The organism is Streptomyces sp. SKN60 (assembly GCF_026236535.1).
Classification (GTDB): Bacteria; Actinomycetota; Actinomycetes; order Streptomycetales; family Streptomycetaceae; genus Streptomyces.
In genome coordinates this window covers 14,947-40,935 of the sequence record NZ_JAHTMW010000008.1, presented here as the reverse complement: position 1 = coordinate 40,935, position 25,989 = coordinate 14,947, and the positions used below count along the sequence as shown (strand labels likewise).

General features: G+C 73.2%; 21 protein-coding genes and 1 pseudogene. 13 read left to right on the top strand and 9 right to left on the bottom strand.

Translation table 11 applies throughout. The features are described 5' to 3' along the window. The first annotated feature begins 19 nt into the window (after positions 1-19). A complete protein-coding gene (locus tag KV205_RS15055; protein ID WP_265864857.1) occupies positions 20-1,018 on the top strand; it encodes a TAXI family TRAP transporter solute-binding subunit in 999 nt (332 codons plus the stop codon). A gap of 14 nt (positions 1,019-1,032) precedes the next feature. Here the strand turns inward: KV205_RS15055 and KV205_RS15050 are convergent, their stop codons facing one another. Both KV205_RS15050 and KV205_RS15045 read right to left on the bottom strand, forming a co-directional pair. Beyond that, positions 1,033-2,451, bottom strand: coding sequence for a HAMP domain-containing sensor histidine kinase (locus KV205_RS15050; protein WP_265864856.1), 1,419 nt, complete (start codon positions 2,449-2,451; stop codon positions 1,033-1,035). A gap of 18 nt (positions 2,452-2,469) precedes the next feature. Beyond that, positions 2,470-3,174, bottom strand: coding sequence for a response regulator transcription factor (locus KV205_RS15045; RefSeq protein WP_265865089.1), 705 nt, complete (start codon positions 3,172-3,174; stop codon positions 2,470-2,472). A gap of 219 nt (positions 3,175-3,393) precedes the next feature. Between KV205_RS15045 and KV205_RS15040 the strand changes: the two genes are divergently transcribed. From KV205_RS15040 to KV205_RS15015, 6 genes are all read left to right on the top strand, one after another. Continuing rightward, complete coding sequence (locus KV205_RS15040) at positions 3,394-4,191, top strand: amino acid ABC transporter ATP-binding protein (protein ID WP_274710471.1); 798 nt, start codon at positions 3,394-3,396, stop codon at positions 4,189-4,191. 132 nt (positions 4,192-4,323) lie between these two features. Then, positions 4,324-5,241, top strand: a complete 918-nt coding sequence (locus KV205_RS15035; protein WP_265864855.1) for a glutamate ABC transporter substrate-binding protein — start codon at positions 4,324-4,326, stop codon at positions 5,239-5,241. A gap of 151 nt (positions 5,242-5,392) precedes the next feature. Continuing rightward, entirely contained in the window at positions 5,393-6,040 is a 648-nt protein-coding gene (locus KV205_RS15030; protein ID WP_265864854.1) for an amino acid ABC transporter permease, read from the top strand. Then, the gene (locus KV205_RS15025; RefSeq protein WP_265864853.1) at positions 6,037-6,990 is read left to right on the top strand and encodes an amino acid ABC transporter permease; all 954 of its coding nucleotides are present in this window, start codon (positions 6,037-6,039) and stop codon (positions 6,988-6,990) included. Before KV205_RS15030 ends, KV205_RS15025 begins: the two co-directional genes overlap by 4 nt. A gap of 170 nt (positions 6,991-7,160) precedes the next feature. Continuing rightward, positions 7,161-8,846, top strand: a complete 1,686-nt coding sequence (locus KV205_RS15020) for an FAD-dependent monooxygenase (protein ID WP_265864852.1) — start codon at positions 7,161-7,163, stop codon at positions 8,844-8,846. Positions 8,847-8,932: 86 nt separating this feature from the next. Continuing rightward, entirely contained in the window at positions 8,933-10,264 is a 1,332-nt protein-coding gene (locus tag KV205_RS15015; protein ID WP_265864851.1) for a hypothetical protein, read from the top strand. 82 nt (positions 10,265-10,346) lie between these two features. On the opposite strand, the gene recX is transcribed toward KV205_RS15015, so the two are convergent. Both recX and recA read right to left on the bottom strand, forming a co-directional pair. Continuing rightward, entirely contained in the window at positions 10,347-10,913 is a 567-nt protein-coding gene (recX, locus tag KV205_RS15010) for a recombination regulator RecX (protein WP_265864850.1), read from the bottom strand. 4 nt (positions 10,914-10,917) lie between these two features. Then, positions 10,918-12,045 carry a recombinase RecA gene (gene recA / locus KV205_RS15005; protein ID WP_265864849.1) on the bottom strand — a complete coding sequence of 376 codons (1,128 nt, stop codon included), beginning with the start codon at positions 12,043-12,045 and terminating at the stop codon, positions 10,918-10,920. Positions 12,046-12,268: 223 nt separating this feature from the next. Between recA and KV205_RS15000 the strand changes: the two genes are divergently transcribed. From KV205_RS15000 to KV205_RS14985, 4 genes are all read left to right on the top strand, one after another. Beyond that, complete coding sequence (locus tag KV205_RS15000) at positions 12,269-13,492, top strand: sensor histidine kinase (protein ID WP_265864848.1); 1,224 nt, start codon at positions 12,269-12,271, stop codon at positions 13,490-13,492. Beyond that, entirely contained in the window at positions 13,489-14,154 is a 666-nt protein-coding gene (locus tag KV205_RS14995; RefSeq protein WP_265864847.1) for a response regulator transcription factor, read from the top strand. Before KV205_RS15000 ends, KV205_RS14995 begins: the two co-directional genes overlap by 4 nt. A 136-nt stretch (positions 14,155-14,290) precedes the next feature. Continuing rightward, positions 14,291-15,580, top strand: coding sequence for a cytochrome ubiquinol oxidase subunit I (locus KV205_RS14990; RefSeq protein WP_265864846.1), 1,290 nt, complete (start codon positions 14,291-14,293; stop codon positions 15,578-15,580). Positions 15,581-15,631: 51 nt separating this feature from the next. Further along, on the top strand, positions 15,632-16,411 hold the full coding sequence (locus KV205_RS14985; protein WP_265864845.1) for a cytochrome d ubiquinol oxidase subunit II: 780 nt from the start codon (positions 15,632-15,634) through the stop codon (positions 16,409-16,411). On the opposite strand, the gene KV205_RS14980 is transcribed toward KV205_RS14985, so the two are convergent. Further along, entirely contained in the window at positions 16,402-17,577 is a 1,176-nt protein-coding gene (locus tag KV205_RS14980) for an AI-2E family transporter (protein ID WP_306806317.1), read from the bottom strand. The genes KV205_RS14985 and KV205_RS14980 overlap by 10 nt on opposite strands. A 241-nt stretch (positions 17,578-17,818) precedes the next feature. Then, positions 17,819-18,013 carry a DUF3046 domain-containing protein gene (locus KV205_RS14975; RefSeq protein ID WP_265864843.1) on the bottom strand — a complete coding sequence of 65 codons (195 nt, stop codon included), beginning with the start codon at positions 18,011-18,013 and terminating at the stop codon, positions 17,819-17,821. Between the two features lie 78 nt (positions 18,014-18,091). Between KV205_RS14975 and KV205_RS14970 the strand changes: the two genes are divergently transcribed. Next, positions 18,092-19,036, top strand: coding sequence for a hypothetical protein (locus KV205_RS14970; RefSeq protein WP_265864842.1), 945 nt, complete (start codon positions 18,092-18,094; stop codon positions 19,034-19,036). A 39-nt stretch (positions 19,037-19,075) separates the two neighbouring features. Here the strand turns inward: KV205_RS14970 and KV205_RS14965 are convergent, their stop codons facing one another. The 3 genes and pseudogenes from KV205_RS14965 to KV205_RS14955 all read right to left on the bottom strand — a co-directional run. After that, positions 19,076-19,384 carry an AzlD domain-containing protein gene (locus KV205_RS14965; RefSeq protein WP_265864841.1) on the bottom strand — a complete coding sequence of 103 codons (309 nt, stop codon included), beginning with the start codon at positions 19,382-19,384 and terminating at the stop codon, positions 19,076-19,078. Continuing rightward, positions 19,381-20,130: an AzlC family ABC transporter permease gene (locus KV205_RS14960; RefSeq protein WP_265864840.1), complete on the bottom strand. Its 750-nt coding sequence runs from the start codon at positions 20,128-20,130 to the stop codon at positions 19,381-19,383. Before KV205_RS14960 ends, KV205_RS14965 begins: the two co-directional genes overlap by 4 nt. Before the next feature lie 87 nt (positions 20,131-20,217). Continuing rightward, positions 20,218-20,988: pseudogene (locus KV205_RS14955) on the bottom strand (AraC family transcriptional regulator); the annotation flags it as partial. A 355-nt stretch (positions 20,989-21,343) separates the two neighbouring features. Between KV205_RS14955 and KV205_RS14950 the strand changes: the two are divergent. Beyond that, the gene (locus KV205_RS14950; RefSeq protein WP_265864839.1) at positions 21,344-25,981 is read left to right on the top strand and encodes an ATP-dependent helicase; all 4,638 of its coding nucleotides are present in this window, start codon (positions 21,344-21,346) and stop codon (positions 25,979-25,981) included. Positions 25,982-25,989 lie beyond the last annotated feature (8 nt).

Sequence of the window (25,989 nt, the reverse complement as noted above, 5' to 3'; positions counted from 1 at the left end):
GAGCTGGCAGGATCGCGGCATGCCCGCCGCACCGTCCCGTACCGCCCGCCGCCGCCTGCTCCAGGTCTCGGCGGCGTTGCTGGCCCTGGCCGGGCTGCTCGTCTGGTGGCTGGTTCCGTTCGGCGCGAAGACGCCCAGCGGGCATGTGACCTTCAGCACCGGGGTCCCCACGGGCGTGTACCAGCGCTACGGGGAGCTGCTGCGGCAGGCCCTCGGCCGCGATCTGCCGGATGTCTCGATAACGCTGAAGGATAGTGAGGGCTCCCAGCAGAACCTCGCCCGGCTCGCCTCCGGCGAGGCCGATTTCACGGTGGCGACGGCGGACGCCGTGGGCCAGTACCTGCGGGACCGCAAGCCCGGCTTCGAGAAGCTGCGCGGCTGCGCCCGGCTCTACGACGACTACGTCCAGGTGATCGTCCCCAAGGGCTCGCCGGTGGAGACTGTGTCCGATCTGCGCGGCCTCCGGGTCGGCGTCGGGCAGCCGGGCTCGGGCGTGCGGCTGATCGCCGACCGGGTGCTCGCGGCGGCCGGGGTGACCCCGGACGTCGACGTCGTCCCGGTCTCGGCCGGCATCGACACCATGCCGAAGCTGATGGAGGAGCGGAAGCTCGACGCCTTCTTCTGGTCCGGCGGACTGCCCACCGCGGGCGTCCAGGAGCTGTCCGAGCGACTGCCGGTCCGGCTCCTGCCGCTCGACGCCGCCCTGGTGGACAGCCTGCACGACGTGGGCGGCTCCACCCGCTTCTACCGCTCGGCGACCATCCCGGGCGACGCCTACAGCCTGGCCCAGAGCGGCAACCCGGTGGACACGGTGGCGGTGGCGAACATCCTGGTCACCGCCGAGGACGCCGACCCCGACCTGGTCGAGGGCCTCACCCGTACGGTGATCGCCAGCCGCGACGGCATCGGCAACCAGGTGCACCCGGCGCAGCTGGTGGACCTGCGGACGGCGATCTACACGGAGCCGCTGCCGCTGCACGAGGGCGCCCGCCGCTACTACCGCTCCGTGAAGCCGTAGACCATCCGGAACCGCTAGGCCGGGTCCTGGCCCGTCCTCGGGTCCTCGCGGGGCACGCCCACCGTGACCCGCAGTCCGTGCGGCGCGTTCCGGGCGTACGCGATCGTGCCGCCGCCCGCCGCGAGCAGCACGCGCGAGATGGACAGGCCGAGCCCCGAGCCCTTGACATTCTGGTGCCGGCCGGAGCGCCAGAAGCGGTCACCGACGCGCTCCAGCTCCTCGTCGGTGAGTCCGGGGCCGTGGTCGGCGACCTCGATCTCGACGGCGGCGCGCTCCGGGGCGAGCCGGACCGCGACCGTGACGTCCTCGCCGGCCGGGGTGAACTTCAGGGCGTTGTCGATCACCGCGTCGAGCGCGCTGGACAGCGCGACCGGGTCGGCCCAGGCGGTGACGGCGCAGGTCTCGGCGGTCAGCGTGACGCCCTTCTCGTCGGCGACCGGCCGCCAGGACGCCACCCGCACGTCGGTCAGCGCCCCGATGTCGGTGAGCCGCAGATCGGCGGCGGTGTGCTCGGCGAGCGCGAGGTCGAGGAGGTCGTCGAGAACCTGGGCGAGCCGCTTGCCCTCGGTGCGCACGGAGGCGATCTCCTCGTTGCCCTCGGGCAGCTCCAGGGCGAGCAGCTCGATCCGCAGGAGCAGCGCGGCGAGCGGGTTGCGCAGCTGGTGGGAGGCGTCGGCGACGAAGGCCCGCTGCTGGTCGAGGACGTCCTCGACGTGGTCGGCCATCTCGTTGAACGAGTGGGCCAGGCGGCGCAGTTCGGGCGGTCCGCCGGTGGCGGCGACCCGGGAGTTCATCCGGCCGGTGGCGATGTCGTGGGTGACGGCGTCGAGGACCCGGACCGGCCGGAGTACCCAGCCGGTGAGCCGGAAGGCGGCCCCGACGGCGAGCAGCATGGCGGCGGCCTCGCCGGCGAAGATCAGCAGCCAGCCGTGCAGGATCCGGGACCGCAGGTCCCCGGTGGGCGAGTCGGTGACGACCACGGCGACGACGTCGCCGTCCCGGACGACCGGGGAGGCGACGATGAGGCGTGCGTCGCCCTGCCAGGGCCAGACCTGGGAGGGGTCGTGGCTGCGGCGGCCGAGCAGCGCCTCGTTGAAGGCGCGTCTGGCCTCGCCGTCGTACGGCACGACCCAGTCCTCGGGCGCGACGGCCATCGACCGGTTGTCGCGGTAGAAGATGCCGGCCCGGATGTCGTACACCTCGTGGTAGCTGGCGAGTTCGCCGCTCAGCATGGCGCGCCGCTCGTCGGGCGCGAAGCGCCTCTCGTTGTCGACGAACTGGGCGAGCGCGGCGAACCGGGCCTCGTCGTCGAGCCGGTCCACGACCACCCGCTGCTGCTCGGAGGCGGCGGTGCTGGCGGCCAGCGGGAAGCCGAGGGCCAGCAGGACGCCGGCCATCAGCACGATGAGGAGCGGGAGGAGTCGGGTGCGCACGGGTGGGACGGCCGGGGCTTACGCGGCGGGTGCGACGAGGCGGTAGCCGACGCCCCGCACGGTCTCGATCAGGGCGGGCATGCGCAACTTCGAGCGCAGGGAGGCGACATGGACCTCCAGGGTGCGGCCCGTGCCCTCCCAGTTGGTCTGCCAGACCTCGCTGATGATCTGCTCGCGCCGGAAGACCACGCCGGGCCGCTGGGCGAGGAGGGCGAGCAGGTCGAACTCCTTGCGGGTGAGCGGGACGACCTCGTCGTCGACGCTGACCCGGCGGGTGGGCAGCTCGATGGTGACGGTGCCGAGCCGCAGGGTGCTGTCCTCGCCGGTGCCGCCGCCCTCGTCGCCGCCGGAGCTGCGCCGGCTGACGGCGTGGATCCGGGCCAGGAGTTCGCCGGTGTCGTACGGCTTGACCACGTAGTCGTCGGCGCCGAGGTTGAGCCCGTGGATCCGGGAGCGCACGTCGGCCCGGGCGGTGACCATGATCACCGGGGTGCTGGTGAGCTTCCGGATGCGCCCGCAGACCTGGTAGCCGTCCTGGTCGGGCAGGCCGAGGTCGAGCAGGATCACCCCGTACGAGGGGCGCTCGCCGTGCGCGGCGGGCAGCACGGCCTGCAGCGCCTCCTCGCCGTTGCGGGCGTGGGTGACGGTGAAGCCGTGCCGGGCGAGGATCGCGGAGAGCGCGGCGGCGACGTGGTCGTCGTCCTCGACGAGCAGCAGTCTCACGGGGCCCTCCTTCGTGATCGCGCGCGGGCTCGCGGGGTGGGTGTGCGGCGGGTGATGACTATCTGTGTACCAGGGCGTGAACAGCAGGGCCATCCCGTTCACGCAGAGTGTCCGGATGCGACCGTATCGTTATGCTCAAACTTCGCTCAGATGTGGTGACGCTCCGTACGCCCGGTCTCTAGTGTCCTCTCCAACCGAGCAGGACGGAGCGAGAAGCCGATGAGCGGAGTGTCAGTGACCAAGGGTTCGGGTTCGGGTCCGGAGGACGCCGCGCCGGCCACGGACGAGCTGGTCGTGCTGTCCGACGTGAACAAGCACTTCGGCGCGCTGCACGTGCTGCAGGACATCGACCTGTCGATCCACCGGGGCGAGGTCGTCGTGGTGATCGGTCCGTCCGGGTCCGGCAAGTCCACGCTGTGCCGCACGATCAACCGGCTGGAGACGATCGACTCCGGCAGCATCACCATCGACGGCCGGCCGCTGCCCCAGGAGGGCAGGGAGCTGGCGCGGCTGCGGTCGGACGTCGGCATGGTCTTCCAGTCCTTCAACCTCTTCGCGCACAAGACGGTGCTCGAGAACGTGATGCTGGGGCAGGTCAAGGTCCGCCGGACGGAGAAGAAGGCGGCGGAGGCCAAGGCCCGCGCGCTGCTCGACCGGGTCGGTGTCGGCACCCAGGCCGACAAGTACCCGGCGCAGCTCTCCGGCGGACAGCAGCAGCGCGTCGCGATCGCCCGCGCGCTCGCCATGGACCCCAAGGTCATCCTGTTCGACGAGCCGACCTCGGCGCTCGACCCGGAGATGATCAACGAGGTCCTTGAGGTCATGCAGCAGCTGGCCCAGGAGGGCATGACGATGGTGGTCGTCACCCACGAGATGGGCTTCGCCCGCTCCGCCGCCAACCGCGTCGTCTTCATGGCCGACGGCCGCATCGTGGAACAGGCCACCCCCGACGAGTTCTTCAGCAACCCGCGCAGCGACCGCGCCAAGGACTTCCTCTCGAAGATCCTGCACCACTGAGGACCACCGAGGACCACCGAGGACCACCGAGGCGCGACGCCCGCGACTCCTCGACGCCGGAACTCCTGAGTGACGGCGAGCGACTTGCTGCACACTGACGATCAACCAACCACGACCTGAGGGATGTTCACGATGAAGCTCCGCAAGACCGCGGCCGTGGCCGTCGCCGTGCTCGCTCTGACCGCGACCGCCTGTGGCGGCAAGGAGGGCTCGGCCGGCGACAAGCCCGCCACGAAGCCCGGCGACGCCAGCGCCCCCAAGCTCCCCACGTACACCGTGGCGAGCGGCGTGACCCTGGACTCGGCGACCTTCAAGAAGGCCAAGGAGCGCGGCAAGCTGATCATCGGCTCCAAGGCCGACCAGCCGTACCTCGGCTTCGAGGACCAGGCGACGAAGAAGCGCTCCGGCTTCGACATCGAGATCGCCAAGATGATCGCCGCCGACCTGGGCTTCTCCGAGGACCAGATCGAGTGGAAGACGGTCGACTCCAAGCTCCGCGAGACCGCCATCTCCACCGGCCAGGTCGACTACTACGTCGGCACCTACACGATCAACGACAAGCGCAAGGCGCAGGTCGGCTTCGCGGGTCCGTACTACCAGGCCGGCGCCGACCTCCTGGTCCGCAAGGACGAGACCGCGATCACCGGCCCGGAGAGCCTGAAGGGCAAGAAGGTCTGCTCGATCACGGGCTCGACCCCGCTCCAGGAGATCAAGAAGCCGCAGTACGGCGCGGAGACCGTCGAGCTCGGCAAGTACTCCGACTGCGTGCAGCAGCTGCTCACCAAGCAGGTCGACGCGGTCACCACCGACGACTCGATCCTCAAGGGTTACGCGGCCGCCAACGCCGGCAAGCTCAAGGTCGTCGGCAAGCCGTTCACCAAGGAGCCGTACGGCATCGGCATGAACAAGGACGACAAGGTCCTGCGCGACAAGGTGAGCGACATCCTGGAGACCCACGAGAAGGACGGCACCTACAAGAAGATCTACGAGGCCACCCTCGGCCTCTCCGGCTCGGCCTACACCGAGCCGCCGGCGCTCGTCCGCTACTGATCCGGCGTGAGCGCCCCGTAGCCCCGTCCCCCTCCCCTCGGGGCTGCGGGGCGCCCCGCCTCCCCCTGCCCGTACGCCTGTGCCTCGGCGTACGCCTGCCCGTACGCCTGCCGCACGCAAGCCCGCCGCCGACTGCCGACGCGGAGTCCTCATGAACGTACTGCTCGACCATTTCGCGGAGTTCCGCAACGGATTCATAGGAACCGTGGAGATCACCGCCGTCAGCTCGGTGATCGCGCTGGTCCTCGGCATCGTCGTGGCCGGCTTCCGGGTCTCCCCCGTCCCCCCGCTGCGCGCCTTCGGCACCGCGTGGGTGACGCTGCTGCGCAACACCCCGCTGACGCTGCTCTTCCTGGTCTTCTTCTTCGTCGTCCCGGAGATCCTCTTCCCGGGCATGAGCCCCTTCGTGCTCGCCTCGCTGGCGCTGGGCTTCTACACCTCCTCCTTCGTGTGCGAGGCCGTCCGCTCCGGCATCAGCACCGTGCCGCTGGGCCAGGCCGAGGCCGCCCGCTCGCTCGGTCTGACCTTCTCGCAGACGCTGCGCATGATCGTGCTGCCGCAGGCCACCCGTACCGTGCTGCCGCCGCTGAGCTCGATCTTCATCGCGCTGACCAAGAACTCGGCCATCGCCGGTGCCTTCAGCGTCACCGAACTCTTCGGCTGGCAGACGCTGATGAGCGAGCAGGGCTACGCGATCATCCCGATCTTCCTCTGGGTGGCCGCCGCCTACCTCGTCATCACCTTCGCCATCAGCGGCCTCTTCCGACTCTTCGAGCGCAACATGGAGGTCGCCCGATGAGCGCCAGCGTTCTCTTCGACGCGCCCGGCCCCAAGGCCAAGGTCCGCAACCGGATCTACGCGGTCGTCGGCAGCCTCGCGATCCTCGCCCTGCTCGCCGTCAGCGTGCTGCGGCTGAGCGACAAGGGGCATCTCGCCCCCGAGATGTGGGACATCTTCAACTACGCGGGCATCCGGCAGAACATCGCCGACGCCCTGCTGTCCACCCTCAAGGCCTTCGGCCTGGCGGCCGTCGGCTCCCTCGTCCTCGGCGTGCTGCTCGCCGTCGGCCGGCTCTCCGACCACAAGCCGGTCCGCTGGGCGGCCACCACCTTCATCGAGGTCTTCCGCTCCATCCCGCTGCTCATCACGATCTTCGCGGTCTGGGTCGCCTTCCTCACCGACTACTCGATGTGGGCGCTCGCCCTCGGCCTGTCGGTCTACAACGGCTGTGTGCAGGCCGAGGTGCTGCGCGCCGGCGTCAACGCGGTGCCGCGCGGCCAGCGCGAGGCGGCCTACGCGCTCGGCATGACCAAGACCCAGGTGATGACCAGCGTCCTGCTGCCGCAGGCGGTCCGGTCGATGCTGCCGACGATCATCAGCCAGCTGGTGGTGACCCTCAAGGACACCTCGCTCGGCTTCGTGATCCTCTACCCCGAGCTGCTCTACTCGGCCCGGCTGATCGCCTCCAACACGCTGGTCAACGGCCAGTACCCGTACGTGTCCGTGATCGTGGTCTTCGGCGCCATCTACATCGCGCTGTGCCTGGCCCTCTCCGCGCTCGCCACCTGGATCGAGCGGCGCGGCCGCCGGGCGAAGACCGGCATCAAGGTCGCCGACCCGGTCGTGACCGCCGTCCTGCCCGCGCAGGCCACCGCGGAGGCCGTGGACGCCGCCGACGCGGCGGCGGCCGGACCGGGTGCGGGACCGGCCGCGGGACCCGCCGACGGCCCTGGCGTCACGAAGAACTGACGGCGTGTGACATCATCCGGGGGCAGTGGCGACGCCGCTGCCCCCGCTCACTTGACGCGGGCACCCCCAGTGGGTTGCATACGTTCTGTGATCAAGCTCCGGGCCAGCGCCACACTCTGCTGTGCAACCCGCATGACCGTACGGCCTCGCAAGCCTTCAGGAGCCGCGCCGTGGACCCGGTGATCATCGTGGGCGCGGGGCCCGTCGGCCTCGCGCTCTCCCTCGCCCTGGCCGCCCAGGACGTGCCCAGCGTCGTCCTCGACGAGAGCGCCGGCAAGGAGGAGCCGCGGCCCGCCCGCACCGTGGTGCTCCGCGCCGACATGGCCGCCCTCCTCGAACGCCTCGGCTGCGCCACCCTGCGTGACGAAGGGGTGCGGTGGGTCGGCTGGCGCTCGATGCGCCGCCGCCAGCAGACCCGGCACGTCCGGCTCGACCTGGGCCTCGGCCCGGGCACCGGCGACGGCGAGACCGACGGACCGGACGGCCCGGCCGGCGAGCCCGCCGGACCCGCCGCCCCGCTGCACGTCACCCAGCACGCCCTGGCCCGCGGGCTGCGCGACGCCATCGCCCGCCAGGACCTGATCACTCTGGTCGCCGAGTCCCGGGTCGACACGATCGAGCAGGACGCGCACGGCGTCAGCGCCCACACCCGCGGCCCGGACGGCACCTGGTGGCGCGGCAGCCATCTGGTCGGCTGCGACGGCGCCCGTTCCACCGTGCGCAAGCTGCTCGGCATCCGCTTCCCCGGACGGACCGCCGTCGAACGGCACGCGGTCGCCGCGCTGCGCACCGAACTCCCCTGGGCCGGCGAGGCCCTGCTGCACCGTCAGCCGCCGTGGCGGGGCGCCGGCGACGAGATCAGCGCCCGGCCGCTGCCCGACGGGCTGTGGCGGATCGACTGGCTGCTGCCGCCGCGCGGCGAACTGGTCACCCCCGACGCGCTCGTCACCCGCATCCGCGACACCCTGGCCGGCTGGTGCGAGGGCGTCACCCCGCCGTACGACCTGATCGACACCGGCGTCTACACCGTGCACCACCGGCTCGCCCGGCGCTGGCGGGTGGACCGGGTCCTGCTCGCCGGCGACGCGGCGCACCTGCTCGGCGCGGTCGGCACCCAGGGCCTCGACGAGGGGCTGCGGGACGTCGACAACCTGGCCTGGAAGCTGGCGTACAGCTGGCACCACCGGGACGCCTCGCCGGTGCTGCTCGACAGCTACCAGAGCGAGCGCCGGGCCGCCGTCGCGGGGCTGCTGCGCGCGGCCGACCAGGCTCTTCCGGTGCTGCGCGGCGGCGGGGGGCTGCGCACGATCCTGCCCGGCGGCGGCCGCAGCCACGACGTCCTGCTCACCGACGGGCATCTGGGCCGCGGCCCGCTGGGCGCACTGCCCGCCTATCCGCACTCGCCGCTGGCGCCCGAACCGGCCGAGGGCCGGATCCCGGTGGGCACCCCGGACGGGGGTCCGGTCGAGGACGTCCGGGTGACCGCGCCCGACGGCACGACGGTACGGCTCCGCGACCGCCTCGGGCAGGGCCGGCTCCTGGTGCTCCTGGTCGCCCCGGGCACCGGGGTCTGGGACCGGCGGCACTGGGTGAGCGCGGGCGTGATGCCCCGGCTCGCCGAGGCCGTGGACACCCTCCCGGCCCCGGCCGAGCTCCTGGTCACCGAGGCCTACCCCGGCGCCCCCGCCCACGCGGTCCTCCTGGTCCGCCCGGACGGCCACCTGGCCGCCGCCTTCGCCGGTGTGCGCCCGGAGGAGCTGCACGCGGCGGCCGACGCGGTACGGGGCGGCAGCGCGCCCTGCGAGGAGGAGCCGGTCCTGGGCGACCCCGCCATGGAGGCCGGCCGTCCCGCCTGATCCGGCGGTCCGGCAGTCCGGCAGTCCGGCAAAGGGCCTTCGTCCACCGGGCGGAGCCGTGCGGGCCCGTTGTTAGGGTTCGCCGCATGACAAGATCATGGAAGCATGTCGTCACCACGCTCGTGGCGGGCCTCGCCATCACCGCGGGGTCCACGGTGGCGGCCGGACCCGCGCACGCCGCGATGGCGTTCTCGGAGTTGGATCCGGCGACGGCCGGGCAGTTCACCCTTGACCCGGTGTCGTCCTTCGACGGGCAGTCGAAGAACTCCTTCGATGTCTACGGCGAGGCGATCAACGCCGTGGAGGCGGGTGGCGCGATCACCCGGCTGAACTCGACCGCAGTGCTCACCTCCGGTGGCCGGACCGGCGCTTCCGGCCTGTGCCACGACACGGGCCTTTCGGCGAGCCTTTCCCCCAGCGGTTTCTGCTGGGACAAGGGTGACGACACGTCCAACTCGTACACCGAGGCGGGCGGCTGGACCCCGCAGGGTCTCACCGGCTCGTACGACGCACAGCCCGACGGACTGGTGGACGGGCGCACCGCCTTCCTCGCCTCCTGGCACTTCAGCCGGAAGATGGGCACCGCCGAGGCCGTCCCGAACGAGTTCGCCCGGGTGAGTCTGGTCAACGCCGACAACGGGAAGATCAGCTACAACCACCTGCTGCTGGTCGAGCCGACCGGATCCGTCGCGGGCGGAGACGGCAACTTCAAGGCGGTCCAGGGAACGCATGCCGACGGTGTCGTCTGGTACGGCAACAAGGTGTTCGTGGCCAACGGGCGCTGGCTCCAGGTCTACGACCTCCAGCACATCTGGAAGGTCAACTCGAGCCAGGAGGCTGTCGGCATCACCGGAGGCGTGTCCTCGGCGCGCTGGAGCAGCTACGCCCTGCCCATGATCGGCAAGTACCGGACGACCGGCGCCGACAACCAGGCCTGCGTCGTCACCAGTGGGACGACGCCCTGTCTGAACTCCCTCAGCCTTGACCGCACGGGCCAGGACGGCCTGGTCTCCGCCGAGTACGTCAAGGGCGGGTCCGGTGGGCGCGTCATCCGCTGGCCGCTCAACTACCTCACCGCCCTTCCCACCACCAGCGACCCGTCCGGCCACGGCGTCAGCCACGCCACGCGCGGCTTCGTCTCACCCGTATGGGACATGGGGGGCGCCACCACCAACGGCACCTACTGGTACATGAGCGGCACCTGCCCGTCGGGCGTGGGCGGCGGCTCGGGCGACCCGAACGCCGACTACTCGTGCATCCACCGGGCCCTGCCCGACGACGCCCCGCACGTCTACACCACGTCCCCGATCTACACCCAGAACCTCGGCTACGCCCCGGTCTCCAAGCGAATCTGGGGCCTCAACGAACGCATCAACAGCACCACCGGCGTCCGGGTGGTCTTCTCCGTCACCGGCTGAGCCCGTGACGGATGAGCCGGTGACGCATGAGCCGGTGACGGATGACCAGCCGGCTCAGCGGCCACCACACATGGCCGCTGAGCTAGAAGGGCTCGTCCAGCCCGTCCGTGTCCTCGCCCTCCGCCTCCAGGGCCTGGCGGACCACCCGTAGGGCCATGCCCTCCGGGTAGCCCTTGCGGGCGAGCATGCCGGCGAGGCGGCGGAGGCGGCGGTCGCGCTCCAGGCCTCGGGTGGCCCGGAGCTTGCGGGCGACCAGCTCGCGGGCGCGGGCCTCCTCCTGGTCCGAGTCGAGCTGCTCGACCGCTTCCTGGATCAGGGTGGGGTCGACGCCCTTGGTGCGCAGCTCCCGGGCGAGCGCGCGGCGGGCGAGGCCCCGGCCGTGGTGCCGGGACTCGACCCAGGCCCCGGCGAAGGCGGCGTCGTCGATGAGTCCGACGTCCTCGAAGCGGGAGAGCACCTCGTCGGCGATCTCGTCGGGGATCTCCCGCTTGCGCAGCGCGTCGGCCAGCTGCTTGCGCGTGCGGGGGGTTCCGGTGAGCAGGCGCAGGCAGATCGCCCGCGCCCGCTCAGCCGGATCCTGGGACGACAGCTCCTTCTCGGCCCTCGACGAGTCGGGGCTGTCGTCCGGCCATTCGGTGCGGCCGGTCACCGGGTCAGCTCTTGGCCGTGGTGGCCTTGGTCACCTTGCCGGCCTTGGCCGGCGCCGGGACGGACTTGGCGTCGTCGCCCGCCGCGTCCGCGCCGCTCGCCGCGTCCGCGCCCGGCTCGGCCGAGGGCTCCTCGGGCCGCACGCCGACGCCCAGCTTCTCCTTGATCTTCTTCTCGATCTCGTTGGCGAGGTCGGGGTTGTCCTTCAGGAAGTTGCGGGCGTTCTCCTTGCCCTGGCCCAGCTGGTCGCCCTCGTACGTGTACCAGGCACCGGCCTTGCGCACGAAGCCGTGCTCCACGCCCATGTCGATCAGGCCGCCCTCGCGGCTGATGCCCTGGCCGTAGAGGATGTCGAACTCGGCCTGCTTGAAGGGGGGCGCGACCTTGTTCTTGACGACCTTGACGCGGGTGCGGTTGCCCACCGCGTCCGTGCCGTCCTTGAGGGTCTCGATGCGGCGGATGTCGAGGCGCACCGAGGCGTAGAACTTCAGGGCGCGGCCACCGGTCGTGGTCTCCGGCGAGCCGAACATGACGCCGATCTTCTCGCGGAGCTGGTTGATGAAGATCGCGGTGGTCTTGGACTGGTTGAGCGCGCTGGTGATCTTCCGCAGGGCCTGGCTCATCAGCCGGGCCTGGAGGCCGACGTGCGAGTCGCCCATCTCGCCCTCGATCTCCGCGCGCGGGACGAGCGCGGCGACGGAGTCGATGACGATGAGGTCGAGGGCGCCGGAGCGGACCAGCATGTCGACGATCTCGAGGGCCTGCTCACCGTTGTCCGGCTGGGACAGGATGAGGTTGTCGACGTCGACGCCCAGCTTGCGGGCGTACTCGGGGTCGAGGGCGTGCTCGGCGTCCACGAAGGCGACCTGGCCGCCGGCCTTCTGCGCGTTGGCCACGGCGTGCAGGGTCAGGGTCGTCTTGCCGGAGGACTCCGGGCCGTAGATCTCGACGACGCGGCCGCGCGGCAGGCCGCCGACGCCGAGGGCGACGTCGAGGGCGGTCGACCCGGTCGGGATGACCTCGATCGGCTCCTTCGAGCGCTCCCCCATGCGCATGACGGCACCCTTGCCGAATTGCCGTTCAATCTGTGCGAGCGCGGCGTCGAGCGCCTTCTCGCGGTCGGTTCCTGCCATGGGTTCCACCCGGTTTGCTTGAGTCGATCGCTTCATGGGAAAGACGCTAACCCCTGCCACTGACAACGGGCTCCGACGTCCCCTCCAGCCTGTGGAAAACCCGGCCACAACCCCGTGTTCCCAAGGCCCTGCACCCCCATAAGAATGGATGTTCGATTTTCGTGTCAAGCGCACCACGCCGGTGTCCGGCAACGGCTCCCGGCCCGTGCCTATGCTTCGGAACATGCCCCTCAGCCTCCGGTCGCGCGACCTCCGCGACGCGCTCGTGGCGCTGGTCGTGTTCCTCGTCACGGCGGTCTGGACCCTGGTCGTGGCGCGCTACGAGCCGGAGCCGGCCGGGCGCACCGCGCTCGGCTGGGCGCTGATCCTGACCGGCTGCGGCGCGCTCGTCCTGCGCCGCCGGCAGCCCGTGGCGGTCGCCGTGGTCACGCTCCTCGCGTGCGCCGTCTACTACCCGCTGTCCGCCCAGGACGGCCCGCTCCTCATCGCCTTCGCGGTCGCGCTCTACACCACCGCCGCCGAGGGCCGGTTCGCCGCCGCCGTCGCGCTGGCGGCCGTGACGCTGCTCGCGGTCGGCCTCGGCGAGATCCGACAGCGGCCGGGACACCGGCAGATCGACGACACCTCGCTCGCGATGATGGCCGGCTGGCTGATCAGCCTGGTCGCGGTCGGCCGCGCCCAGCGCAACCGGGTCGCCTATCTGCGCGAGGTGGAGCAGCGCGCCCTCGCCGCCGAGCGGGAGCAGGAGGCCCGGGCCCGGCAGAGCGCCACCGAGGAGCGGCTGCGGATCGCCCGGGAGGTGCACGACATCCTCGGCCACAGCATCTCGCTGATCAACGTGCAGTCCGGCGCCGCGCTGCACCGGCTCGGCAAGAAGCCCGCCGCCGCGCAGGGTCTGGCCGCCGCCGAGGAGGCGCTGCGGGCCGTACGGGACACCAGCAAGGAGGCGCTGCGCGAGCTGCGCGCCACCCTCGGGGTGCTGCGCGGGGCCGGCGAGGCGGCGCCGACCGCCCCGGCCTCCGGGCTCGCGCTGCTGCCGGAGCTGGTGGAGCGGGCCGCGAGCGCCGGCCTGGAGGTGCGCACCCGGGTCGGCGGGACGCCGGTGCCGCTGCCGCCGCCGCTCGACCTCGCCGCGTACCGGATCGTGCAGGAGTCGCTGACCAACGTGACCCGGCACGCGGCGGCCCGCTCGGTGCTCGTTGCGCTCGACTGGGGCCCGGACGCGCTGCGGCTGCGCGTCGAGGACGACGGCGGAGGCGCGCCCGATGACCGGCCGCCGGGCAGCGGCATCCGGGGCATGGCCGAGCGGGCCCGCGCCTTCGGCGGCGAGCTGACGGCCCGTAACATTCCCGGCGGCTTCCGGGTCGACGCCCGGCTCCCGTTCCCGCCGTCCGCGCCCACGTCCGCGCCCGCGCCCGAAATCGCTCCCGAGGGGGACTCCGCATGATCCGCGTCGTGCTCGCCGACGACCAGACCCTGGTCCGGGCCGGCTTCCGGTCGATCCTGGCCGACGAGGACGACATCGAGGTGGTCGGGGAGGCCGCCGACGGCGAGCGGGCGGTGGCGCTCGCCCGCGAGCTGCGCCCGGACGTGGTCCTGATGGACGTCCGGATGCCGGTCCTGGACGGTCTGGAGGCCACCCGCCGGATCACGCAGGACCCGGCCCTCGAAGGGGTGCGGGTGGTCATCCTCACCACCTTCGACGTCGACGACTACGTGTACGGGGCGCTGCGCGCCGGCGCGAGCGGCTTCCTGGTGAAGGACACCGAGCCGGAGGAGCTGCTGCACGGGGTGCGGGTGGTGGCGCGCGGCGACGCCCTGATCGCCCCCGCGGTGACCCGCCGGCTGATCGCCGAGTTCGCGGGCCGCGCGCCCCGCCCGGACCCGAGCCCCCGGCTCAACGCGCTGACCGAGCGCGAGCGGGAGGTCATGGGCCTGGTCGGGGCCGGGCTCTCCAACGACGAGATCGCCCGGCGGCTCGTGCTCTCCCCCGCGACCGCCAAGACCCATGTCAGCCGGATCATGACCAAGCTGGACGCGCGGGACCGGGCGCAGCTGGTGATCCTGGCGTACGAGTCGGGGATGATCACCCCCGGCTGGCTGGCCTGAGCATCCCCTAGGGGACCAAGCCCGGCGGCCGCAACCACGGGGGTACGCGCCCGGCCGGGGCCGCAACCCGAGGGGTAGGACGGGTGTCCACCGGCGGGCGACGCGCCGCCCATGGCCGTACGCCGACGCTTGCGGGGTGAACCAGGACGTACTCGATCTCGCGCGGCTGCAGTTCGCCCTCACCGCGGGCGGCCACTTCCTCTTCGTCGCCCTCACCCTGGGCCTCGCGACGGTCGTCGCCGTGCTGCAGACCCGGGCGACCTTCTCCGGCACGCCGCTGGACGCGCGTCTGGTGCGCTTCTGGGGCCAGCTGTACGTGATCAACTACGCGGTCGGGATCGTCACCGGCATCGTGATGGAGTTCCAGTTCGGCATGAGCTGGAGCGGGCTCACCCACTACGCCGGGAACGTCTTCGGCGCCTCGCTCGCGGTCGAGACGATCGTGGCCTTCTTCGTCGAGTCGACCTTCCTCGGTCTGTGGATCTTCGGCTGGCACCGGCTCAACCGCTGGGTGCACCTGGCCGCGATCTGGATCGTGGCGCTCACCGCGTATCTCTCCGCCTACTGGATCCTGGTCTCCAACGGCTTCCTCAACCACCCCGTCGGCCACCGCACGGAGGACGGGGTCCTGGTCCTGGACGACCCGGTGGCGGTGCTCACCAACCCGTCCGCGCTGCTCGCCTTCGGGCACGTGGTGGCCGGGGCGCTGCTCACGGCGGGGTTCTTCATGGCGGGCGTGAGCGCCTACCACCTGTTCCGGCGCTCCCCCGAGTGGGAGTTCTTCGGGCGCAGCCTGCGCATCGGGGTGTTCCTGTCGTTCCCGGCGCTGATGGTGACGGCCGTCTTCGGCGGGCTGCAGCTCTCCGCGCTCAGCACCTTCCAGCCGATGAAGTCGGCGGTGTTCGGGCAGCGGACCGCGGAGATCGCGCGCCTCCAGGCGGATCTGGTCGCCCGCTTCGGCCCCGGGGACTACGTCCCCTCGGTCGGCTGGACCCGCGGTGCGGGGCTGATCATGCTCATCTGCTTCGCCCTGATGATGTATTTCAGCTTCGCGGGTTTGATCCTCGCCTGCTTCAGAAGAGCCGTCTTCCGCTTCCGGCTCTGGCATCTGGCCCTGATGGCCGCGGTGCCGCTGCCGTACGTCGCGATGATCAGCGGCTGGGTGTTCCGCGAGGCGGGCCGCCAGCCCTGGGTGGTGTACGGCCTGCTGAAGACCGAGGACGCGGTCTCCGGCCTCTCCCCCGGCGCGATGCGGCTCTCGCTCGCCGTCTTCACCACGCTCTTCGTGCTGCTCGCCGTCCTCAACGCCTGGTTGCTCGCCCGGCACGCCCGGCGCGGCCCCGTCGAGGGCGGGCTCGGCCACGACGAGCAGGCCGACGGCGACGCGCCGGACCCCGCCGACGCACTGCCCGCCGCCCGCTACTGACCTCACAGCCCCGGCACCCGTCCGCCCCTCTCAGGAAGGAGCCGCGAGCCCGTGGACACCCTCGCCCTCGCCCTGCTCGCCCTCTTCGCCGCCGGCTGGTTCGTGCTGGGCGGCGCGGACATCGGCACCGGCATGCTCACCCCGTACCTGGGCCGCGACGCCCGCGAACGGCGGCTCGTGATCGCCGCCTTCGCGCCGTTCTTCCTGGCGAACGAGGTGTGGCTGGTCGCCCTCGCGGGCGTCCTCGCCGGCTGCTTCCCCGAGCTGGAGGGCCGGCTGCTCACCGGTCAGCTCCCGGTGCTCGTCGCGCTGCTCGCCGCCCTGGTCGTACGGGATCTGGGCCTGTGGACGCGGCAGCGCGGCCCCGGCCCGCGCTGGCGGGCGCTGTGCGACGGCGCCGTGACCGCCGGCAGCTGGGGCCTGGCGCTCGCCACCGGCTGGCTGCTCGCGGCGCTCCTCACCGGCCGCCCGTACGAGCCGGCCGGCGGGCCCGTCGCCGTGCTCACCGCCCTCGCGGTGGCCGCGCTGCTCGCCGCGCACGGCCTCGGCTTCGCCGCCCTGCGCCTGACGGGAGTGCCGTACGAGCGGGCCCGCCGGCTCGTCGGGCGGGCGGGCAGGCCCTGGCACCCCTTCGCGCTCACGGCGGTGCTGCTCGGCGGTCTGCCGCTCGCGGCCGGCAGCGTCCTGGCCCCGGGCTCCCACGCCGCCGGCCCGGCCACCCTGCGGCTGCTCGTCCCGGTGCTGCTCGCCGTCACCGTGCCGATGCTGGGTGTCCAGCTCTGGATCCGGCGCCTCTTCGGGCACCGGGTGACCGGCCCGTCCTACTTCTGAGCGCCCTCGCCCGCGGTGGCGCCGTCCGGTGCCGGCCCGGCGTCTCGTCCCGGCTGCTCCTTCTTGGCGTGCAGCGCCTTCTGCAGCCGGGCCACGACCGCCTCGCCGTAGCGCCGGTGGCCGTGGACGCGGGGGTCGTCGGTGACGTCGTACCGCTTCACATAGGCGCCGAGGAAGGCCTGCAGGGTGGCGACGGCGGGGATGGCGATCAGCGCGCCGACCGCGCCGAGCAGCGCGGTGCCCGCGATCACCGAGCCGAAGGCCACGGCCGGATGGATGTCCACGGTCTTCGAGGTCAGCTTGGGCTGCAGCATGTAGTTCTCGAACTGCTGGTAGACCACGACGAAGACCAGCACCCACAGCGCGTACCAGGGGTCCACGGTGAAGGCGATCAGCATCGGCAGGGCGCCCGCCAGATAGGTGCCGATGGTCGGGATGAACTGCGAGACGAGACCCACCCAGACGGCGAGCGCGGGCGCGTAGGGCACGCCCAGGATCTCGAAGAGCACGAAGTGCGCGACACCGGAGATCAGCGCCATCAGTCCGCGCGAGTAGAGATAGCCGCCGGTCTTGTCGACGGCGATCTCCCAGGCGCGCAGCACCTCGGTCTGCTTGGCCGGCGGGAGCACCGAGCACAGGGCGCGGCGCAGCCGGGGCCCGTCGGCGGCGAAGTAGAAGGCGAAGAGGAAGATCGTCAGCAGCTTGAAGAGCCCGCCGAGGAGGGTCGCGGAGACGTCGAGCACACCGGAGGCGCTGTTCTGCACGTACTTCTGCAGCCAGCCGGAGCGCAGCACGCTGTCCTGCACCTCGAGCCGGGACAGCTCGGTGTGGAAGTGCTGGTTGGCCCAGTTGATCAGCGAGTCGAGGTACTTCGGGAAGTTCTCGACCATGTCGACGATCTGGCCGGCGAGCATCGAGCCGAGGAGCACGACGAAGCCGACGCCGAAGACCAGCACGCCGAAGAAGACGATGAAGGTGGCGAGCCCCCGGCGCATCCCGCGCGCCGCCATCCGTCCGACCGCCGGCTCGATGGCGAGCGCCAGGAAGAAGGCGAGCAGGACGTTGACGAGCAGCCCGACGAGCTGGTGGAAGGCCCAGCTGCCGAGCTGGAAGCAGGCGTAGAGGGCGAGCGCGAGGACCAGGGCGCGGGGCAGCCAGCGCGGCATCCGCGACGCGGGACGGCCGGCGTCGGCGGCCGGGTCCGCGGGATCGGCAGGGGCCGCGGGGGTGGTGGGCTCAGTGGGATCGGTGGGCTCGGTGGGTGCGCTGCGGGCAGCGGGGGCGGTGCGCGGGGTGCCGGGATCGATGGGGTCGTCCGTCTCGTCGGTCTTCTCGTCGTTCACGTCAGTCGGGGCCACTCCGCCAGTCTCGCGCACCGCGCGGACATTCCGTCCCGGAGCCGTCACATCATCTGTTCTCGGCGGGCACGCCGACGGCCGCGCAGACCGCCCGCCAGACGTCCTTGGCCTCCCAGCCCGCGTCGAGCGCCTGGTGCACGGTGCGTCCGCCCAGTTCCGCCATCACGTGGTCCCGGGCGAAGGACTCCACATAGGACGAACCGAAGTGTTCGGTCATCCGTTCCCAGAAAATCGTCAACCGCATGACCCCAGTATCCCGCCCGACGAGTGCAGCCCGGGCCGAAGCCCTTGTCAGCCGCGCTTTTCCTCCTACGGTCGGAACATGGCCGGAAATCCTCCAGAAACCCCCGCTCCGTCCGCGTCGCAGCCGACTCCCCTGGCGCGGGCCGAGCAGTTCGTCTGGCTGACTGCCCGCGTGCTCGAACAGCGCCGGTTCGCCTACCACTTCCTGCGCGGCGGCGCCGACCCCGTCGAGACCGCGCTCAGCGCCTACCTCAACGAGGACGGCGGCTACGGCCACGCCCTCGAACCCGATCTGCGCGGTCCGGTCAGCCAGCCGCTGCACACCGCGCACGCGCTGCGCGTGCTCGACTCCATCGGCCGCTGCGGCGGGCTGCGGGTCGAGCGGATCTGCCGCTATCTCACCGAGGTGTCCACGCACGACGGCGCCCTGCCCGCCGTCCACCCCTCGCAGCGCGGCTATCCGACGGCCCCGTTCGTCCCGGTCGTCGACGACCCGCCGAGCGAGCTGCTCACCACCGGGCCGGTGGTCGGCCTGCTGCACCGCAACCAGGTCTGGCACGCCTGGCTGTTCCGCGCCACCGAGTTCTGCTGGGCGGCCGTGGACGCGCTGGAGAAGTCGCATCCGTACGAGATCCAGGCCGCCGTCGCCTTCCTCGACGGGGTCCCGGACCGGGCCAGGGCCCAGGCGGCGAGCGACCGGCTCGGGCGGCTGGTGCGCGAGGGGGGCCTGGTCGTGCTCGACCCGGACCGGCCCGAGGACTACCCGGTGGCCGAGGGCTACGCGCCGGGCGAGCACCACTACCCGTACGACTACGCGCGCGTGCCGGACTCGCTGGCCCGCCGCTGGTTCACGGACGAGGAGATGGCCCGCTCCCTGGACCACCTCGCGGCGGCCCAGGAGGAGGACGGCGGCTGGCCGGTCAACTGGCGGCAGTGGGCGCCGGGCTCCGCCCTGGAGGCCCGGCCGGTGGTCACCGTGGAGGCGCTGCGCACGCTGCGGGCGCACGGGCGGTCGATCGGCTGACGCCTGAAGGTTGCGGTGGTCCAGGGGGCCGGGGCGGGGTCAGCCTCCCAGGGCCCGGACGCCGGCCGTGACCGCGACGGCCGCGCCGACGACCACCAGGAAGGGCGCGCGCAGGACGAGGGCGACGGCCGCGGCGGCGAGCCCGGCGGCGCGGGCGTCGACGGTCAGCGCGCCCTGGCTGCTGAAGGTCTGCTGGGCGGTGAGCGCGGCGAGCAGGGCGACCGGGACGAGCGCGGCGAGCTTCCGGACGAGCGGGCGCTCCAGGGTGTCGGCGGGCACGAGCAGGCCGAGCAGCTTGACCAGGTAGCAGCCGCCGGCGGTCAGCGCGATGGCGATCCAGACGTTCATCGGGCGTCCTCCGGTCGCTGCGAGGTCTTCGACGTCTTCGACCGGCCGCGGAAGAAGAGCACGGCGGGGGCGGCGAGCGCGGCGGCGAGCACCGGCACGCCGGCCGGCAGGACCGGGAGCAGTCCGAGGCCGAGGAGTACGGCGAGGGCGGCGGTGGCCCGCTCGGTGGTGCTCTTCAGCATCGGCGCGAGCAGCGCGAGGAAGACGGCGGGCCCGGCCGCGTCCAGGCCCCAGGCATTGGTGTCGCCGATGGCCTCGGCGCCGAGCGCGCCGAGCAGCGTGGTGACGTTCCACAGCACGTAGAGGGTGAGGCCGGTGACGGTGAAGCCGATCCGCGCGGTGCGGCGGTCCGGCTGGGCGAGGGCGACGGCCGTGGTCTCGTCGATCACCCACTGCGCGGCGAACGGGCGGGCGAACCGGCGCAGCGCGAGCAGCTGGGACAGGCGCAGCCCGTAGAAGGCGTTGCGGGTGCCGAGGAAGAAGGCGCCGGCGGCGGCCGTGAACGGGTTGCCGCCCGCGGCGAGCGCTCCCACCAGCGCGAACTGCGAGGCGCCGGTGAAGACGAGCAGGCTGAGCGCGCAGGTCTGGAGCAGGCTGAGCCCCGCGCCCGCCGAGGTCACGCCGAAGGCGAAGCCGGAGAGCCCGACCGCGATCCCGACCCCGAGCGCGTCCCGGACGACGGCGGCGTCGCTCTTCGTGTCGGCTGTCCCGAGGGTTGCTGGTGGGGTTGCTGTCTGTTCTGCCACGTCGGCGACGGTACGGGGCGGGGCGGCGGCCGGTCTTGTACGTTCTTGCGGCCCCCGGACGGCCCCCGGACGGCCTCAGCGCAGGCCGCGGGCCCGCTGGTAGGCCCCCGGGGGCACCCCGACGCTGCGGGTGAAGTGCCGGTTCAGGTGTGGCTGGTCGGTGAAGCCGACGGCGACGGCGGCCTCCGCCGGGGGCGTCCCCGTGTCCAGGAGGCGGCGCGCCCGCCGGACCCGGGCGTCGGTGAGCCAGGTGTGCGGCGGCATCCCGTACGCGGCGCGGAAGGCCCGCAGCAGTGCGAAGGGGCTGGTGCCGAGCTCGGCGGCGAGCCGCTCCAGGGTCGGCGGATCGGCCATCCGCTCCTCCAGGACGGCACGCGCGCGTGCCGCGTCCCGCGCCCCGGCGGCGAGCGGGGCCAGCGGCGTCACCCGGCCGCCGTGGCTGCGCAGCATCCGCGCGGTGACCAGGCGCAGCAGGCTGTCGGCGGCCAGCGCGTTGCCCTCCTCGGCGGCCCGGTGCACGCCGACGACGAGCCGGGCGGCGTACGGGTCGTCCACGACGGGCTGGGTGAAGCCGGCGTCCCCGCGCAGCGCGAGGGTGTCGGCGGCGATGCCGCGGATCAGTTCGGCGTCGGGGTAGATCGTGCGGTAGGTCCAGCCCTCGGGCACGCCCGCGTGCCCGGTGTGGGGGGTGTCCGGATTGACGAGCGCGATCTGGCCGGGCCCGGCGTGCACGAGGTCGCTGCCGTAGTGGAAGGCCTCGACGCCCTCGGTGATGGCGGCGAAGACGAAGCTCTCGTGGGTGTGCCGGGAGAAGCTCTTCCGCACGTAGTGCGCGTGCAGCAGGTCCACCCCCGGCAGCCCGTCCGGCCGCCAGTACCGCGCGCGCTCCCCGGCCCGCCCGGAGGCGGCGGGAGCCCCGCTGAGGTCGCCCTCGGCAACGGCATGCCCACGCGGGGACCCGGTGCCGGGAACGCCACCGCCGGTGCCCTCGCGCCCGGCCGCTGCGCCGGTGGCCCGGGAGCTCCCGGAAGTCCCGGCGACGTCCGCCGGGCCGCCCGCGGCCCGCGACCCGGGAGCCGCGGCGGCGCCCGTCGGCGGGTTCGGCGCGTCGGGAGTGCTCATCTCCCCATTCTGCGCCCCCCGCCCGGGCCCACCACCAGCGGGTTTTCCCAGGTCCGGGCCGTTGTCAGTGGTGGGGTGCACGATGGGGGACATGGTCAGGTCCGCACTCGACTCGTTCTCGCCCGCGACCCGCGGCTGGTTCACCGGGGCCTTCCACGCGCCCACCGCCGCTCAGGAGGGTGCCTGGAAGGCCATCGGCGCGGGTTCGGACGTGCTCGTCGTGGCGCCGACCGGTTCGGGCAAGACCCTGGCCGCCTTCCTGGCCTCGCTCGACCGGCTGGCGGCGGTGCCGCCGCCCGCCGACGCGAAGAAGCGCTGCCGGGTGCTGTACGTGTCACCGCTGAAGGCGCTGGCCGTCGACGTGGAGCGGAATCTGCGCTCGCCGCTGACCGGCATCCGGCAGGAGTCGGTCCGGCTCGGACTGCCCGAGCCCGACGTGAAGGTGGGGATCCGGTCCGGCGACACCCCGCCGGCCGAGCGCCGGGCGCTGGCGACCCGGCCGCCGGACATCCTGATCACCACGCCCGAGTCGCTGTTCCTGATGCTGACCTCGGCAACCCGGGACGCGCTCGCGGGCGTGGAGACGGTGATCCTCGACGAGGTCCATGCGGTCGCCGGCACCAAGCGCGGCGCGCATCTGGCGCTCTCCCTGGAGCGGCTGGACGAGCTGTTGCCGCGCCCGGCCCGCCGGATCGGGCTCTCCGCGACGGTGCGGCCGGTGGAGGAGGTGGCGCGCTATCTGTCGCCGCAGCGGAAGGTGGAGATCGTCCAGCCGCCGTCGGGCAAGGAGTTCGACCTCTCGGTGGTCGTGCCGGTCGAGGACATGGGTGAGCTGGGCGGCTCCCCCGCCTCCGACGCGGGCGACGGCGGCGACCGGCCGTCGATCTGGCCGCATGTGGAGGAGCGCATCGCCGACCTGGTGCAGGCGCACCGCTCGACGATCGTGTTCGCGAACTCGCGCCGGCTCGCCGAGCGCCTCTGCAACCGGCTGAACGAGATCGCGTACGAGCGGGCCACCGGCGAGGCCCTGCCCGACGACAAGCCGCCCGCCGAGATCATGGCCCAGTCGGGCGCGGCCCGGGGGGCGCCGCCGCTGCTCGCCCGGGCGCACCACGGCTCGGTGTCCAAGGAGCAGCGCGCCCAGGTCGAGGAGGATCTGAAGGCGGGCCGGCTGCCGGCGGTGGTGGCGACGTCCAGCCTGGAGCTGGGCATCGACATGGGCGCGGTGGACCTGGTGGTGCAGGTCGAGTCGCCGCCCTCGGTCGCCTCCGGGCTCCAGCGGGTGGGCCGCGCGGGGCACCAGGTGGGCGCGGTGTCGACGGGCGTGGTCTTCCCGAAGTACCGGGGCGATCTGGTGCAGTCGGCGGTGGTCACCGAGCGGATGCGGTCCGGCTCCATCGAGTCGATGCGGATCCCGGCGAATCCGCTGGACGTGCTCGCCCAGCAGCTGGTGGCGATGGTCTCTCTGGACTCCTGGCAGGTGGACGACCTGCTCGCGACGGTGCGCCGGGCGGCGCCGTTCGCGGCGCTGCCCGAGTCGGCGTTCACGGCGGTCCTGGACATGCTGGCCGGACGCTATCCCTCGGACGCCTTCGCCGAACTGCGCCCGCGCGTGGTGTGGGACCGGGTCGCGGGCACGGTCACCGGCCGCCCCGGCGCGCAGCGGCTCGCGGTCACCTCGGGCGGCACGATCCCCGACCGGGGTCTGTTCGGGGTGTTCCTGGCGGGCGCCGACCCGAAGAAGGGCGGCGGCCGGGTCGGCGAGCTCGACGAGGAGATGGTGTACGAGTCGCGGGTCGGCGACGTGTTCACGCTGGGCACCACGTCCTGGCGGATCGAGGACATCACCCGCGACCGGGTCCTGGTGTCGCCCGCGCCGGGCGTGCCGGGGCGGCTGCCGTTCTGGAAGGGCGACCAGCTGGGCCGTCCGCTCGAACTGGGCCGGGCGCTCGGCGCGTTCCTGCGCGAGGTGGGGGCCCTCGCGCCGGACGACGCCCGGCTGCGGCTGCTCGCCGCCGGGCTCGACGCCTGGGCGGCGGACAACGTCATCGCGTATCTCGCGGAGCAGCGCGAGGCCTGCGGCCATGTCCCGGACGACCGGACGATCCTGGTGGAGCGGTTCCGGGACGAGCTGGGCGACTGGCGGGTGGTGGTGCACTCCCCGTTCGGCGCGCAGGTGCACGCCCCGTGGGCGCTGGCCCTCGGCGCCCGGCTCGCCGAGCGGTACGGGATGGACGCGCAGGTGATGCACGCCGACGACGGCATCGTGCTGCGGCTGCCGGACGCGGATCTGATGGGCCTCGACCTGCTCGACAGCGAGCCGGTGGATCCGAGCCGGCTCGCCGACACCGTCTTCGACGCCGACCAGGCGCCGGTGGGCGCCGCCGACGTCGCCTTCGACCAGGGCGAGGTCGAGCAGATCGTCACCGACCAGGTCGGCGGCTCGGCGCTGTTCGCCTCCCGCTTCCGCGAGTGCGCGGCGCGCGCCCTGCTGCTTCCCAAGCGCAATCCGGGCAAGCGCACACCGCTGTGGCAGCAGCGCCAGCGGGCGGCGCAACTGCTGCAGGTGGCGAGCGAGTTCGGCTCCTTCCCGATCGTCCTGGAGGCGGTCCGCGAATGCCTCCAGGACGTCTTCGACGTCCCCGGTCTGCGCGAGCTGATGGGCGACATCGAGTCCCGCCGGGTGCGCCTGGTGGAGGTCACCACCCCGGAGCCGTCCCCGTTCGCCCGCTCCCTCCTCTTCGGCTATGTCGCCCAGTTCCTGTACGAGGGCGACTCGCCGCTCGCCGAGCGCCGGGCCGCCGCCCTGTCCCTGGACTCCCGGCTGCTCGCCGAGCTCCTCGGGCAGGCCGAGCTGCGGGAGCTGCTCGACGCCGACGTGCTCACGGAGCTCGAGCGGGAGCTCCAGTGGCTGACCGAGGACCGGCGGATCAAGGACGCGGAGGGCGTCGCCGACGCCCTGCGCGTGCTCGGTCCGCTGACCACGGCCGAGCTGGCCGAGCGGGGCGCCGAGCCCGGCTGGGCCGAGGAGCTGTCCCGGGCCCGGCGCGCGATCCGGGTGCGGATCTCGGGCGCCGACCACTGGGCGGCGATCGAGGACGCGGGCCGGCTGCGGGACGCGCTGGGCACGGCGCTGCCGGTGGGCGTGCCGGAGGCGTTCACCGAGCCGGTGAAGGACCCGCTGGGCGATCTGCTCGCCCGGCACGCCCGTACCCACGGCCCGTTCACGTCCTCCGAGGCCGCCGCCCGCTTCGGCCTGGGCCCGGCGGTCACCGACGGCGCGCTGCAGCGCCTGGCCGCCGCCGGCCGCGTCGTACAAGGAGAGTTCCACCCCTCGGGCATCGGCCAGGAATGGTGCGACGCCGCCGTCCTCAGACGTCTGCGCCGCCGCTCCCTCGCCGCCCTGCGGCACGAGCTGGAGCCGGTCCCGCCGGCCGCGCTCGCCACCTTCCTGCCCCAGTGGCAGCACCTGGGGAGCAACGGCCTGCGCGGAATCGACGGCCTGGCGCGGGCGATCGAGCAGCTGCAGGGCGCCCCCGTGCCCGCCTCGGCCCTGGAGAAGCTGATCCTGCCGTCCCGGGTGCGGGACTACTCCCCCGCGCTCCTCGACGAGCTGACCACCACGGGCGAGGTCCTGTGGGCGGGCGCCGGGTCCCTGCCCGGCAAGGACGGCTGGATCTCCCTCTATCTCGCGGACGCGGCGCCGCTGCTCCTGCCGCCGCCGCGCCCGCTGGAGCTCACCGGGCTCCACGAGTCCGTCCTCGGCATCCTCTCCGGGGGGTACGGACTGTTCTTCCGCCAGATCGCCGACCAGGTCCGGGCCACCACCCACCCGGACGCCACCGACCCGCAGCTCGCCGACGTCCTGTGGGACCTGGCCTGGTCCGGGCGGCTCACCAACGACACCCTGGCCCCGCTGCGCTCGCTGCTCGGCTCGGGCCGCACGGCCGGCTCCACGGCGCACCGCGCCCGCCGCACGGTCCCGCGCGGCCGGTACGGGACGCTGAGCGCCGCCGCCCGCCCGGCCTCCCGCACCGGGCCGCCCACGGTGAGCGGCCGCTGGTCGCTGCTGCCGCCCCTGGAGCCGGAGCCGACCCACCGGGCCCATGCCCTGGCCCGTACGCTGCTCGACCGGCACGGTGTGGTCACCCGGGGCGCGGTGGCCGCCGAGGGCGTGGAGGGCGGCTTCTCCGCCACGTACCGGATCCTGTCCGCCTTCGAGGACAGCGGGCAGGCCCGCCGCGGCTATGTGGTGGAGGGTCTGGGCGCGGCCCAGTTCGCCATGGACGGGGCGGTGGACCGGCTGCGGGCCGCCGCGAACGCCCGGGACCGGGGCGCCGAGGAGGGCGCGGGCCCGAAGGCGGTGGTCCTGGCGGCGGCCGACCCGGCGAACGCGTACGGGGCGGCCCTGTCCTGGCCCGAGCCGCCCACCGGCGCCGGCCACAAGCCGGGCCGCAAGGCGGGCGCCATGGTGGTCCTGGTCGACGGCGAGCTGACGCTCTACATGGAGCGCGGCGGCAAGACGCTGCTCTCCTGGCCCGCCGAGCCGGACTCCCCGGCGCTGAAGGCCGCCGCGGAGGCGCTGGCGGCCGCGGCCTCGGCGGGCTCGCTGGGCACGGTCACGGTGGAGCGGATCAACGGGGCGACCGCCCTGACCTCCCCGCTCTCCCGACCGCTGGAGGCGGCCGGCTTCCACGCCACCCCGCGCGGCCTGCGGCTGCGCGCCTGAGCGCGCCG

Excerpts from the sequence above, each read along its gene's own strand:
- KV205_RS15055 (WP_265864857.1), top strand. The coding sequence starts at position 20 with ATGCCCGCCGCACCGTCCCGTACCGCCCGCCGCCGCCTGCTCCAGGTC.
- KV205_RS15040 (WP_274710471.1), top strand. The coding sequence starts at position 3,394 with ATGAGCGGAGTGTCAGTGACCAAGGGTTCGGGTTCGGGTCCGGAGGAC.
- KV205_RS15035 (WP_265864855.1), top strand. The coding sequence starts at position 4,324 with ATGAAGCTCCGCAAGACCGCGGCCGTGGCCGTCGCCGTGCTCGCTCTG.
- KV205_RS15030 (WP_265864854.1), top strand. The coding sequence starts at position 5,393 with ATGAACGTACTGCTCGACCATTTCGCGGAGTTCCGCAACGGATTCATA.
- KV205_RS15025 (WP_265864853.1), top strand. The coding sequence starts at position 6,037 with ATGAGCGCCAGCGTTCTCTTCGACGCGCCCGGCCCCAAGGCCAAGGTC.
- KV205_RS15015 (WP_265864851.1), top strand. The coding sequence starts at position 8,933 with ATGACAAGATCATGGAAGCATGTCGTCACCACGCTCGTGGCGGGCCTC.
- recA (WP_265864849.1), bottom strand. The coding sequence starts at position 12,045 with ATGGCAGGAACCGACCGCGAGAAGGCGCTCGACGCCGCGCTCGCACAG.
- KV205_RS15000 (WP_265864848.1), top strand. The coding sequence starts at position 12,269 with ATGCCCCTCAGCCTCCGGTCGCGCGACCTCCGCGACGCGCTCGTGGCG.
- KV205_RS14995 (WP_265864847.1), top strand. The coding sequence starts at position 13,489 with ATGATCCGCGTCGTGCTCGCCGACGACCAGACCCTGGTCCGGGCCGGC.
- KV205_RS14980 (WP_306806317.1), bottom strand. The coding sequence starts at position 17,577 with ATGCCGCGCTGGCTGCCCCGCGCCCTGGTCCTCGCGCTCGCCCTCTAC.
- KV205_RS14975 (WP_265864843.1), bottom strand. The coding sequence starts at position 18,013 with ATGCGGTTGACGATTTTCTGGGAACGGATGACCGAACACTTCGGTTCG.
- KV205_RS14970 (WP_265864842.1), top strand. The coding sequence starts at position 18,092 with ATGGCCGGAAATCCTCCAGAAACCCCCGCTCCGTCCGCGTCGCAGCCG.
- KV205_RS14965 (WP_265864841.1), bottom strand. The coding sequence starts at position 19,384 with ATGAACGTCTGGATCGCCATCGCGCTGACCGCCGGCGGCTGCTACCTG.
- KV205_RS14950 (WP_265864839.1), top strand. The coding sequence starts at position 21,344 with ATGGTCAGGTCCGCACTCGACTCGTTCTCGCCCGCGACCCGCGGCTGG.